Genomic DNA, 12,742 nt, shown 5'->3' on the forward strand with positions numbered 1-12,742 from the left:
TCCGGGCCCGTCCCTTCAGGGACGGGCCCGGACGTCGTCGGGCGTCAGCGGAGGCGCTCACCCCGGCTCTCGACCCGGAAGTAGTCGAACGAGACATCGAGGTCGGTGGAGGTGCCGGCCCGGTTGAAGGCCAGCAGCCCGGCCTTCGTCGGCTCGACGTTCAACGTCGTGGCGCCGATGAAGCGGTAGACCTTCCCGTCGCGTGAATAGTAGGCGCGGTAGGTGTCTCCGATCTTGGCCAGTCGGAGCCAGATCGCGCCGTCGGCCCCGACGATCCGCTGGGCGTCCGCGCCGGTGATCTCCACCGTCGACGTCGCGCCGTTCTGCTCGCGGAGCAGGACCAGCCGAACCTTGTTGACTGCCGCCGTCGCGCTGCCCATCTCCCAGGCGAGCTTCACGTAGTTGTTGTCGTCGGCGTACCCGATGACGCCGCCCTGTTCGTTGTTGTTGGCCAGCGGCCGGGAGAAGACGACCCGGGAGTCCGTGGTCCAGTCACCGTCGACGTCCTGCAGGGCCAGGTTCTTCGCGGTGTTGGTGGTGCCCTGCAGGTCGCCCTGCTGCGCGGTGATGACAAGCGACCCGCCGGCAAGCCGCCACCGGCTGTCGTCCGGTCGTACCCACTGCCACTGGGCACCGAGTGCGGCCGAGTCGAACTCGTCGCTGCCCGTGCTCGTGGTGTTCAGGTCCACCGTGTAGACCGACGTCGCCGCGCCGTTGGTGACGGTGACCCGCGCCTGCCCGGTGGCGCTGCCCGCCTGCTCGACAGCGACGGTGGCGGCGGGATCGGCGGCATCGGCGGTGACCGTCGGCACGGCGGTGGTGCCGGCCGGCCTGAGGGCGTTGTAGTGCAGCACCGCCGGTGCGAAGGAGGTGAGCGGCTGGCCGTCGACGCGCAGGCTCGTCAGCGTCGTGTCGGGCACCAGGTTGAAGACGTAGTTCTTCACCAGCGGGCCAAAGAAGCTCGCCGTGGTGACCTTGACGATCGCCTGCCCGGGGACGCTCCCCGCCTGGGACACGATCTGGTAGCGCGCCCTGCGGTCGGTCGTGCGTACCTTCGTGATGGTGGGGGAGCCGCCGGCCGGCACCGGGATGGTGTACGACGGGTCGGACAGGTTGAAGCCGCCGAACTCCGTACCGTTGACAACGATCTTCGCCGACAGGGGCGCGTCGTCGACCGGGATGTCCCGTCCGCTGAACTCCTTCCAGTACTTCACCGACGTGTCCCGCCAGTCGGCGGCGTCCGTCTCGTGCACGGCCAGCTTGGCGCGTACCTCCGCGAACCGCCGCGCGTCGATGTCGGTTCCGAGCGTCTCCCAGGTCTCCCGCATCCAGGTCACGTACTGGACGCCCATCTGGTAGCGGTAGACCAGCTCGTCCCAGAACGTCCGGCCGCTGTCCATCCGATGGCCCCAGGGCACATGGTGGAACCACATCAGCAGGTTCTCCGGAACCGAGTCGATGTCCCCGTACCGCCGCTGGAGTTGGGGGAAGTACTGGGCGGCCAGGTCACTGCCGGTGGGGGAGCGGTCGAAGCCCAGGCCGACGCTGTCGGCCTGGTTGTAGTAGACCGGGCTCCAGTCGTCGCGGCCGGCCCAGTCGGCCGGGTCGGGGCGGTAGTGCGCGCCCTCGGCGAACTGGTGGCCGATGCCCAGCGGCGTCTGGTAACTCACCAGCGCCTCCCACGACCCCATCATCATCTTCCGGATGGTGTCGACGACACGACGGTCGTTGCCCCAGGTCATGCGGACCCAGTCCGTCGCGATGTCCGCCGAGTCGAGCGTCCAGTCCCACGCCTGCCGGCCGAAGGCGAAGAGGTTCGCCTGGGAGAAGTGGTGCCCGGTCAGGTTGTCGGCGTTGCCGAGATTGGCGACACCGACGATCGCGGTGTCCCGGTGGTGCTGGGCGCTCCCGTCGACGATGTTGCCGACCAGCCGCTCGCGCAGGAGCTTGCCGTGCTCGTCGGTCGCGTACGTGTCGGTCTTGAGGATCTCCTCGTACATCGGGCCGAGGTAGGTGAGCATCCAGTTCTGACCCGTGTACTCCTGCGTGACCTGCAGCTCCAGGGCCTGGTTGGTGTTCTCCATCCGGCCGAACATCGGGTGGATGGGCTCCCGGGCCTGGAAGTCGAGCGGCCCGTTCTTGGTCTGCAGGAACACGTTGTCGGCGAAGCGTCCTCTGGTGCCGTCCGGTTGGACCTCGTCGTCGATCGGCCCGAACTCCAGGTAGGCCCGCTTGAGCCGGTCGTTGTCGACCTCGGCGTTGTAGACGAACGTGCGCCAGTGCACTGTCATGCCGAGTGGTGCGACAGCCGCGCCGATGGCGTTGGCGCCGTCGCCGTGGTCGTACCCGAAGTCCTGTGGCCCGGGCTGGCCCTCCGAGTTGGCCTTCACCGTGAAGCCCATGAAGTCCGGGATGGCGGCCTGGATCTGCTGCGCCCGGCGCTGCCACCAACCCCGGAAGTCGGCGCCGTACGGATCGAGTTGGCTGTTGGTGAGCGTGTCCGGCGCGAAGCGGCTGTCCGTGGGGGCGGTGTAGCGGATCGACAGGCCCAGCTTGATGCCGTACGGGCGCAGGGCGTCGGCGAGGGCCGCCTCCTGTGCGATGCGGGCGCTTGTCAGGTACGCGTTGTCGGCGTTGACGTTGTTGATGGTGATGCCGTTGATGCCGAGAGACGCCAGCGCGCGTGCCACCACGACGTAGCGGTCGAGGATGACGGGCAGGTTGGCGCCGGCGCTCGCCCCGGTCGCCGCGAAGTTGAAGATCGCCCCGCTCTCGCCGTTCAACCCGCCCAGCCCGGAGGCGTTGTTGCCGGCGTAGAGGCGCTCGGTCTCCCAGTTGTTGAGCAGTCGATGCTTGATCTTCGGTGACTCCGCAACCCGGAGGTGGTCGAGGTGCTGCTGCGTCTGCGCCAGCCGCAGGAAGGCGTACGTCCCGTAGAGCGCGCCGAGGTCGGTGTTGCCGGCGATGACGGTGAACCGATCCCTGCCGCGCGACAACGAGCGGACCACATAGCCTTCGTCGCCGACCCCGGCCAGGTCGCGGGTCGGAATGAGGCGGCGCACCAGCGGGGAGCTTGCCGGCGTGCCCACCACGACCGCGCCGTCGGGGATCCGGTCGCCGCTGACTGTCGTCACGGGTGTCGTGCGGTCGAGGAGCCCGCCCAGGCCACGCACCAACTCGTCCCGGGCCGCGCCGAGCGTGGTCTCGGCGAGCTTCTCGGTGGAGCCGGGCGCCATGGCGAGGTCGGTCGTGTGCCGGTGGACCGGACTGGCGTCGGCGTTCTCGACCACGATCGTCGTGACAGTGCGGCGGTAGTCGCGCAGCAGCTTCGCGTCGCTGACCGGCACGTATCGCAACCACAGGTCGGAGCCGCTGTAGTCGTCCGGCGACTGGGCCGCGGTGGCGGGCGTGGTGGCGACGGCGAGGGTGGCCGCGACAGTGGCGAGCACCGTGCCGAGCACGGTGAGGACTCGCCGCAGCCTGGGCACCGAACCTCGGTTCATTGCCTTCTCCTCTGTTGTCCGTCCGAGACGTCGATGGACCCGTCTCCCGAACGCGGTGACGTGGCTGGATGGGCGGTGTGCCGATGGTGTCCGGGGTGCCCCGGACCGGGCAACGAGTTGTCGTTTCTTGTCGCGGCGCCGCGCGCCCTCACCACAGGCGCGTCGCCGGGTGGGGCGTCGGCCGCTGGCGCACCCACGGCGGTCGGGCCCGACCCGGGCTCGGGTTGCGGGCGGCCGTCGAGTGGCGGACCACGAGGCGTACCGGAAGGACCATCGGTCGACCGGTGTGCCCGGGTGCCCCCTCGATCATCGTGAGCAGGTGTCGGGTCGCTGCCGAACCCTCCGCGTAGAGGGGTGCCGCCACAGTGGTCAGCCCGGGTGTGACGATGTCGGCCGCGACGATGTTGTCGAAACCCACGATGCTGACGTCGCCCGGAATGTCGACGCCCCGCTGGCCGAGGCCGCGGATGAGGCCGATCGCCATCTGGTCGTTGAAGGCGAGGACGGCGGTTGCCGGTCGCGCGCACAACTCCTCGGCGGCCCGTTCGCCGCCCGCGATGGTGGGGCTGAAGGGGCCGATCTGGCGTACCTTGATCTCCAGCTCCATGCCGGCCTCGAGCAGCGAGCGCCAGCGGATGCCGTTCGGCCAGGAGGCCTCCGGCCCGGCGACGTACGTGATGTGGTCGTGCCCCAGCTCACCGAGGTGTTCGACGGCCCGCCGGACGCCCCGGGGGTTGTCCGTCACCACGCAGGGCACGTCGGCGATGGCGCGGTTGAGGACCACCACCGGCCGCTGCTTGGCGAACATCCGGATGGCCGAGTCGGACATCCGGCTGCTGGCCAGCACGATGCCGTCGACCGTCGACATGGTCCGTTCGACAGCCGCCCGTTCCCGTCGGTCGGACTCCTGGGCGTCGATCAGCACCGTCGTGTACGCGCCGTCGGACGCCGCCTCCTGCGCGCCGCGCACGATCTCGGCGTACACCGGATTGGTGATGTCGGCGATGACGAGCGCGATCATGTGCGTGCGTGCCGTGCTGAGGGTGCGGGCCAACGGGCTGGTCCGGTAGCCCAGCCGCTCCGCGACCTGCCGGACCCGCTCGGCGGTCTCGGAGTTGACGCGGCTCGGCCTGGAGAAGGCGCGCGACACGGTGGACGGTGAGACGTCGGCTTCGACAGCGACGTCGTAGATCGTGACCCTCTTGTCGGGCGGCCTGGTGTGGTCGGGCATCTGCATGCTCCTCCCGGCTACGCGCCGTGATCATGGTATGACGGCGGTGAGCGCTCGGCAATGCCCCCGCAACAAACCAGTGCCGCGAGCGCATCCACGCGAGGCAATACATGGCAACCCGTTGCCGACGCGCCCCGCCGGCTGCCTGAATGCCTCAGGGATGGTGCGTGTCGGCGACCCACCTGAGCACGACGTGGACCTACCTGGCCGGCCCGGGTAGTCGATGAAGGGAACAGCTCATGGGTATGACGCGGCGCGGCGCTCTCCTGGTCACGGCATCGTCGCTCATCGCGGGCACTGTCGGGTGCGGAGCACCGGAGGGTCCCGGCAAGGCCACCGGCGACAGCACCGGCGAGGTGCCGCAGCGGCCCGGTCGGGCGGTGCCGCTCAACGTCCTCGACGTCGCCGGCAACCTGCAACTCACCCAGGGGATGATCGACGAATTCGTCGCCAAGAATCCCGACGTGATCTCCCGGGTGACCTATTCGAAGGCGCCGGCACCGGAGCTGGCCGGCAAGATCAAGGCTCAGCAGGGGGCGGACCGGGTGGACATCGGTCTCGTGCTGACCGGCGTCGACGGGCTGGCGGCGGGGATCGAACAGGGGCTCTGGCTCGACCTGTTCCCGACGTTCCAGGACCGCCTCGGCGGCATGCGCGACTACCTGGAACCGGCCGCGGCGATGCAGCAGCTCGCCGGCAACGTCGGCGTCACCGTCACCTACTACCCGTCCGGCCCGCTGCTGGAATACCTGCCGGCCCGCCTGGCCGCGCCACCGAGCACCGCGGCGGCCCTGCTCGCCTGGGCCAAGGCCAATCCCAAGCGCTTCCAGTACGCCCGGCCGGCCAACTCCGGCCCTGGTCGAACGTTCCTGATGGGGCTGCCCTACATCCTGGGTGACGCCAACCCCAAGGACCCCACCGCGGGGTGGGACAAGACCTGGGCCTTCCTCAAGGAGCTGGGTCAGTACGTGGACTACTACCCGTCCGGCACCACCGAGACGATGAAGAACCTCGCCAACGGCACGGCTCACCTGATCGTCAGCACGACCGGTTGGGACATCAACCCCCGGGTGCTGGGCACGGTGCCGAAGGAGGCCAGGATCGCCACGATCGACGGCTTCCACTGGGTCACCGACGCGCACTACGCCGTGCTGCCCAAGGGCGTCTCGACCGACACCCAGGCGGCGGTGCTGGCCCTGCTGGCGTTCATGCTCACCCCCGAGCAACAGGCCAAGGCGTACGACGAGGGCTACTTCTACCCGGGGCCGGCGGTGCGGGACGTCGGGCTCGCCTCGGCACCGCAGAAGAGTCAGGACGCGATCCGGGAGTTCGGCCGCCCCGAGTACGAGGCGTTGATCGCCGGCAACCCGACCGAGGTGCCGCTCGACGCGAAGAGCCTGGTGGCGGCGTTCAACAGGTGGGACCGCGAGATCGGCGGCGGGAAGGTCAAGCAGGGATGAGTGCCTTCTCCCACCTGCTGTTGGACGGGGTGTCCCGTCGGTTCGGCGGTCAGGACGCGCTCACCGACCTGGACCTCACCATCGGGACGGGTGAGTTCATCGCCCTGCTCGGCCCGTCCGGCTGTGGCAAGTCGACAGCCCTGAACTGCCTGGCCGGGCTGCTGCCGTTGACCCGGGGGAGCATCTGGCAGGACGAACGGCGGATCGACACCCTGCCACCGGAGCGCCGGGGCTTCGGCATGGTGTTCCAGAGCTACGCCCTCTTCCCGCACCTGACGGTGCGGGCGAACATCGCCTTCGGGCTGCGCATGCGGCGGCTGCCGAAGGAGGAGATCCGCCGGCGTACGGCGGAGGCGGTGCGGCTGGTACGGCTCGAGGACCACGTCGACAAGCTGCCCGGTCAGCTGTCCGGTGGTCAGCAGCAACGCGTCGCCATCGCCCGCGCCGTCGTGTTCGAGCCGTCGCTGGTGCTGATGGACGAGCCGTTGAGCAACCTCGACGCCAAACTGCGGCTGGAGATGCGTACCGAGATCCGCCGGCTGCACCAGTCGCTGGGGCTCACCACCGTCTACGTCACGCACGACCAGGAGGAGGCGCTCTCCCTGGCCGACCGCCTGGTCGTGCTGCGGGAGGGGCGGGTGCAGCAGATCGGGTCACCACGCGAGTTGCACACCCGGCCGGCGAACTGGCACGTCGCCGACTTCATGGGCTACCGGAACCTGTGGCGGGGCCGGGTGCAGCGGCGCGACGGCAGCAGGGCCACTGTCGAGTCGTCAGGTCAACGCCTGCACGGCGAGGCCGTCGGCGACTCCGCCGACGGCGCGGACGTGGTGGTCGCGGTGCGTCCCGAGGACATCCGCGTCGACGGGGCCGGGGGGACCACCAACGCCCTGTCGGCGACCATCGAGGTGGTGGAGTATCAGGGCCGCGAGTTGGCGGCCGAGGCTCGTACCGACACGGGCCAGTCGCTGCACCTGCGTACCGAGCAGCGGATCGCGCCCGGCGACCAGGTCAAGCTCGCCATCGACCCGCGGCGGCTGCTCGTCTATCCCGCCGGCGGCACCGCGGACATCGACCGCCGCGCGGACGCCTCGGCGGCGACCCGGTGAGCGCCGCCGGACCCGGTCGACCGTTGGCGCACTGGCGACACCGTCTCGCCGAACGGGGCGTCGACCGTCAGCTCTTCCTGTTGGTCCCGGCGCTGGTCTTCGTCATCGCCCTGTTCCTCTACCCGTTCTTCTACGGGTTGACGCTCTCGTTCCAGCCGACCGACGGCGGGCCGCTCAGCGACTACGCCCGGTTCTTCTCCGACGCCTACGAGCGGGGCACGATCTGGATCACGCTGCGGATCGCGCTGCCCGCCGCGCTGCTGAACGTCCTCGCCGCCGTGCCGATCGCCTACCGGATGCGCGGCCGGTTCCGGGGCAAGCGACTGGTCACCACGCTGCTTGTCGTGCCGATCACGCTCGGCACCGTCCTCACCGCCCAGGGGCTGCTGAACTTCCTCGGCCCGACCGGTTGGTTCAACCGGATCCTGCTCGCCACGAACCTCGTCGACGAGCCGGTACGCCTGACGCACAACTACTGGGGGGTGTTCCTCTCGCTGGTGATCACCGGGTTTCCGTTCGCGTTCCTGCTGGTGCTCTCGTACCTCTCCGGTATCGACCCCACCCTGGAGCGGGCGGCAGCGACGTTGGGGGCGGACTGGCGTCGCCGGTTCACCCGGATCACCCTCCCGCTGCTGATGCCGGGTCTGGCCACCACCTTCTGCCTGACGTTCGTGCTGGCGTTCAGCGTGTTCCCGTCGGCCGTCCTGGTCGGCAACCCGGCCGGTGAGACCCGGGTCATCTCCCTCGCCGCCTACCAGGCGGCGTACGAGCAATACGACTACCCGTACGCGTCGGCGATCGCAACGATCATGGGGTTCGTCGAGTTGGTAGTCATCGCGGTGGTGCTTGCCGCGCGCAGTCGTTTCTACACCGGCGCCACCGGAGGCAAGGGCTGATGGCTTCGATCACCCAGGCGTCACCGGCGCGACCCCCCGCCACCGACGACCGGCGTCGGCGCGTCACCGCCCGGCCGGCCGCCTGGCTCGTGTGGGGCGTCGTCATCTTCTTCTTCCTCAACCTGCTGGGCGTCGTGGCGTCCGTGCTGGTCAGCTCGTTCGGCAGGCGCTGGTTCGACACCTGGCTCCCGGACGGCTACACCACCAGCTGGTACGGCCGGGCCTGGGACGAGTTCGCGCTGCTCCAGGTGATCGTCGTGACACTCGAGGTCTCCGTACTCGTCGTGGGCCTCTCGCTGCTGATCGGTGTGCCGGCGGCCTACGTCCTCGCCCGACGGTCCTTCCCCGGCAAGCGGCTGACCTTCCTCGTGTTCCTGCTGCCCATCCTCATGCCCCCGATCACGTACGGCATCCCGCTGGCCACCGTGCTCTACAAGTTCGGGCTGGCCGGGCACCTGTCGGGTGTCGTGCTCGCCAACCTCGTACCATCGGTGCCCTTCGTCATCCTGACCATGACCCCGTTCATCGAGCAGATCGACCCGCGGATCGAGAGCGCCGCGCGGATGTGCGGCGCGGGTCTGCGCACGGTGTTCCTCCGCGTCCTCACGCCGTTGCTCGTGCCGGGCATCCTCGCCTCCGCGATCCTCGTCCTCGTCCGGACCGTCGGCATGTTCGAACTCACCTTCCTGACCGCGGGCCCCGACTCGCAGACCCTCGTCGTGGCGCTCTACTACTCGATGTCCGCGTCCGGCATCAGGGCGCAACAGTCGGTCGACGCCATGGCGGTCATCTACACCTCGATGATGCTGGTGCTGCTCGTCGTCGCACTGCGCTACGTCAACCCGACCCAGCTCGTGGCCCAGGTCAAGGAGGACCCCGAGCACTGACGCCGCCCCGCCTCAGCCGGCCGGGTCGGCCGCTCACGACGCCCCCGGGACCGCCTCGACCCACCTGTCGACGTCCGGGTCGGCGGCCACCTCGTCAAGGATCTCGCCCACGCGGCCCACCACCGTGCGGAGTACGGGCAGCTTCGCGCGCAGGCCGCGATAGGTCGTGGTGAGACATGGGTCGACCGCGACCGGTTCGCCGTGGACGATCTCCGGGTCGAGCAGGGCGACCGCCTCCGTGAGGTCGGCGGCGAGGCCGATCGCGAAGAGCCCGAGCGCCGCCGCGCCGAGGGCGGCATCGTCGTCCTTGCCCGCGACGTCGGTCGGACAGTCAAGCACCGCGGCCATCACCGCACGCCACAGTGGATGCCGGAAGGCGCCGCCGGTCAGCCGAACCCTGCTGATCGGGGTCAGCTCGGCCAGGCGGTCCCGGACGTCGCCGAGGTGCAGGCACACACCCTCCAGCGCGGCCCGCACCAGGTGATCTCGGGAGTGCTCGCTGCGCAGCCCCAGGTACGCGCCCGGCGGGCCGGATTCCCCCTGCGGGGTGCGGTCGGCACGTAGCTGGGGCAACATCACCAGTCCGTCGCTCCCCGGGGTGATCCGTTCTGCGAGAGCCAGGAGTCCGGGCGCGCTGAACTGGTCGTCGGACGCCGGGCAAACGTCGGGTTCGAGGGCCCTACCGGCCCACCGCACGACGTTGCCGCCGTTGTTGACCGTCGTGCCGACCACCCACGCGTCCTCGGTCAGCGCAGCGCAGGAGAAGGTCTCCGACGGGTCGACGAGCGGAGCCGCGACGACGGTCCGCAGGGCCCCGGTGGCCGCGAGGGTCAGACCGGCGACGGTGCTGTCGATCGCCGCCATGCCCAGGCTGCGCGACGGACCGTCAGCCGCGCCCACCACGACAGGTGTGCCGGACGGCAGGCCGACCCCCTGCCCGGCCGCCGAGGAGAGCCGCAACACGCCCGTCGTGGGCAGGACCGGGGGCAGTTGGCTGCCGGACACCCCGACGAGATCGAGTACGCCCGCGCTCCACACCCGTCGATGGACGTCGAACATGCCGGTGCCGGACGCCGACGACAGTTCGGTCACCAACGTCCCGGTCAGCCGATGGACCAGGTAGTCCTTCAGGCCGATCCACCATCGCGTCGCGGTGCAGAGGTACGGCTCGTGACGGGCGAACCAGATGAGCTTGCAGAGCGGGCTTCCCGGGTGCACGGGCGTGCCGGTGACCCGGTGCAACTCCCGGCTCTGGCCGGAGACCCGCAGGTCGCGGGCCACCTCCGCGGACCGCGTGTCAGCCCCGGTCAACAGCGGCGTCACCGGCGTGAGTGTCGCGTCCAACCCGATCACGCAGTGCCTGGGGGAGCTGACCGCGAGGGCGACGACCTCCGCCCCGGCGGTGTCGGCGACACACGCGGACACCGCCGCGAGGGTAGCCGCCACCAGCACGTCGGGGTCCTGGACCTGCCAGCCGGGCAGCGGTTGGAGGAGCGGGTACGTCCGCGTCCGGACGTGTCGAGCGGAGCCGTCCAGTGCGAACGCGCCCGCCCGCACGGTGGTGGTGCCCACGTCGACCCCGAGGATGACACGACGCTCTGGCCCCATGAGCAGATGGTCGAGCGGTGTGCGGCGGGTGGGCAAGCTGTTGCGCGCAGTTGTCGTGTCGGCCACGAAAGCATCGTGCGTTCTCTTGCGCAGTCAGGTCTGTAATGCAAAGCTAACTTCATGACAGACGATCCTGTTCCTCAGACGGACAGCCCTCACGAGCTGCTGGCGGCCGTGCGTGACCTGACCCGCCGGGTCCGTGTCGCCCAGCGCGGCACCTGGTTCCCGCTGTCGGTCTTCGCGACGATCACCCTGCTCGCGATCCCCGTCTACCGGTACGCCCCCTACCTCGACGTCTTCGGCACCTGCCGATCCCGCCCCCAGCACACGGTCTGCATGACGCCCAACCCGGTGGAGCTCGGGTACTGGACAGTCGCGCTGCTGCTCGCCTACGCGGCGATCGCGGCCTTCTACCTCAGGCAGTCCCGACGGCGTGGAGTGGGCACCCCCATCCGCCCCTACGTCGTCGTCGGCGTCGCGTTGGCCGTCCTGATGACAGCCGTGTCGATCTGGTTGACGTTCCACCCGCTCCTTCCCCAGCCCGCCGACCCCTTCTCCACCGACCCGGCGCGGATCGAGGTCGGGCCGGCCGCGTGGCTCGTCAACGGGCTGGCCAGTCCGCTGGCGGCGATCGGGCTGGCGCTGCTGGTGCTCGCGTGGGTCGAACGCCACTGGGCACTGCTGGCGTACACCCTTGTCTACCTGGCGATCGGGATGGTTCAGGGCAACCAGGTCATTCACTCGTCGTCGCGGTGGTTCTTCCTGCCGCAGCTGCTCGTCCCAGCGGGGGTGCTGCTCCTGGGAGCCGCCGCCTTCGCCCTGTTCCGGCCGACCCCCGCGGTTCGCGCGTGATGACCGATCACCCCGCCAACGGCCTCGACGACGTCGTCCACCAGCGCGTCCGGCTCGGCATCATGGCCATCGCGCACCAGGGCCGCCAGGTCGAGTTCGGTTTTCTCCGCACCACCCTGCAGCTGACCGCCGGTAACCTCGGGCAGCATTTGACCGTCCTGGAGAAGGCCGAGCTGATCCACATCGAGAAGGGCTACGAGGGCAAGCGCCCGCGCACCTGGGTCACCCTCACCGCCGCCGGTCAAGCCGCCCTGCGCGACGAGATCGCCCACCTCAAGCAACTCATCCAGCAGGTCGAACAAGCGCAAACAACGTCGACCGCCGACCGGTGACCGGCGGGCAGCCGACGCGCGTTCCCGACCGACGCTCCGATCAGGAGCGCCCGAGGGTGCTCTAGACCAGGAAGTTCTCCCGCATCCTCGCGCCCAGGTTGATCCCGCCCACCACCCGCGGGCCGGCCGGGTCGTGCACGTCGAAGGTGTTGTTGCGGCGCATCAGCTCCCGCACCGACGGTGGCAACCGGGGCGGGTCGTCCATCGCGGCGAGGACCTGCCCGGCGGTCGTGATCAGCCGATCGGCGAGCGCGGCGGCGTCGGTGTCCACCCGCACCCGGCCGTACTCCCAGCCTGCGGTGGTGAGGTCGAGCACCTCGAACACACGGGTCAGCAACGGATTCGGGTCGGTCACCCGGTCGAGCCGGGGAGCCCGGTTGCCGACCACCGCGACGGCGGCGGCCACCTGCGCGTACGGGTAGAAGCCGGACGGTAACGCGAACAGCGGCCACCGCAGAGCCGGACCGGCCTCCCGCCACAGCGGCCGGTAGTTGCGGCGGTGCACAAGCAGCCGGCGGCCGGTCCGCCGGTGGATCTCCTGGGCCTGGGACTGCAGGTCCACGTGCGCCTCGTCGGCGACCTGACCGACGATCTGGGCCGCCACCACCAGGCCGTCGTCGCTGTCCAGGGTGGTGGTGAGCGCCTCGACCTGCTCGGTGAACCGGATCTGCGCGTGAACGCCGTAGCGGTGCTGCACGTCGCGGAGCAACGCCTGCTGTCGTCCCGGATCAAGCTGGACCCGCCTACCGCCCAGCAACCGCCGGAGCCAACGCATGTCGCCTCGTTTCAGCAGAGCCGTCGTCGGACGGCGGCAATGCTAGTGCGTCGGCCCGAACCCGTGTGCCGACGGGTGCCCCCTTCGGG

Annotated in this window: 10 protein-coding genes; 6 read left to right on the forward strand and 4 right to left on the reverse strand. The window is 70.0% G+C overall.

Annotated features, from left to right (window positions below; translation table 11 throughout):
• Nucleotides 1-44 precede the first annotated feature (44 nt).
• Nucleotides 45-3,503 carry an alpha-glucuronidase family glycosyl hydrolase gene (locus AB0B86_RS22715; protein WP_357419776.1) on the reverse strand — a complete coding sequence of 1,153 codons (3,459 nt, stop codon included), beginning with the start codon at nt 3,501-3,503 and terminating at the stop codon, nt 45-47.
• A 148-nt stretch (nt 3,504-3,651) separates the two neighbouring features.
• Complete coding sequence (locus tag AB0B86_RS22720) at nt 3,652-4,734, reverse strand: LacI family DNA-binding transcriptional regulator (RefSeq protein ID WP_357419777.1); 1,083 nt, start codon at nt 4,732-4,734, stop codon at nt 3,652-3,654.
• Between the two features lie 239 nt (nt 4,735-4,973).
• Between AB0B86_RS22720 and AB0B86_RS22725 the strand changes: the two genes are divergently transcribed.
• From AB0B86_RS22725 to AB0B86_RS22740, 4 genes are read left to right on the forward strand one after another with little or no spacing between them, the layout of a single operon-like run.
• Nucleotides 4,974-6,194, forward strand: coding sequence for an extracellular solute-binding protein (locus AB0B86_RS22725; RefSeq protein ID WP_357419778.1), 1,221 nt, complete (start codon nt 4,974-4,976; stop codon nt 6,192-6,194).
• Nucleotides 6,191-7,303: an ABC transporter ATP-binding protein gene (locus AB0B86_RS22730; RefSeq protein ID WP_357419779.1), complete on the forward strand. Its 1,113-nt coding sequence runs from the start codon at nt 6,191-6,193 to the stop codon at nt 7,301-7,303. The genes AB0B86_RS22725 and AB0B86_RS22730 overlap by 4 nt, the downstream gene beginning before the upstream one ends.
• Nucleotides 7,300-8,199 carry an ABC transporter permease gene (locus AB0B86_RS22735; protein WP_357408182.1) on the forward strand — a complete coding sequence of 300 codons (900 nt, stop codon included), beginning with the start codon at nt 7,300-7,302 and terminating at the stop codon, nt 8,197-8,199. The genes AB0B86_RS22730 and AB0B86_RS22735 overlap by 4 nt, the downstream gene beginning before the upstream one ends.
• Nucleotides 8,199-9,086 (forward strand): ABC transporter permease, encoded by an 888-nt coding sequence (locus AB0B86_RS22740; RefSeq protein WP_357408180.1) that lies wholly within the window; start codon nt 8,199-8,201, stop codon nt 9,084-9,086. Before AB0B86_RS22735 ends, AB0B86_RS22740 begins: the two co-directional genes overlap by 1 nt.
• A gap of 33 nt (nt 9,087-9,119) precedes the next feature.
• Here the strand turns inward: AB0B86_RS22740 and AB0B86_RS22745 are convergent, their stop codons facing one another.
• On the reverse strand, nt 9,120-10,694 hold the full coding sequence (locus tag AB0B86_RS22745) for a gluconokinase (protein ID WP_357419780.1): 1,575 nt from the start codon (nt 10,692-10,694) through the stop codon (nt 9,120-9,122).
• A gap of 120 nt (nt 10,695-10,814) precedes the next feature.
• On the opposite strand from AB0B86_RS22745, the gene AB0B86_RS22750 reads away from it, so the two are divergent.
• Nucleotides 10,815-11,546: a hypothetical protein gene (locus AB0B86_RS22750; protein WP_357419781.1), complete on the forward strand. Its 732-nt coding sequence runs from the start codon at nt 10,815-10,817 to the stop codon at nt 11,544-11,546.
• A complete protein-coding gene (locus AB0B86_RS22755) occupies nt 11,546-11,878 on the forward strand; it encodes a transcriptional regulator (RefSeq protein WP_357419782.1) in 333 nt (110 codons plus the stop codon). The genes AB0B86_RS22750 and AB0B86_RS22755 overlap by 1 nt, the downstream gene beginning before the upstream one ends.
• A 61-nt stretch (nt 11,879-11,939) precedes the next feature.
• Here AB0B86_RS22755 and AB0B86_RS22760 read toward each other — a convergent pair whose 3' ends face one another.
• Nucleotides 11,940-12,653 carry a hypothetical protein gene (locus AB0B86_RS22760; RefSeq protein WP_357408172.1) on the reverse strand — a complete coding sequence of 238 codons (714 nt, stop codon included), beginning with the start codon at nt 12,651-12,653 and terminating at the stop codon, nt 11,940-11,942.
• Nucleotides 12,654-12,742: the final 89 nt, after the last annotated feature.

This window comes from Micromonospora sp. NPDC049047 (assembly GCF_040649135.1).
GTDB lineage: Bacteria > Actinomycetota > Actinomycetes > Mycobacteriales > Micromonosporaceae > Micromonospora.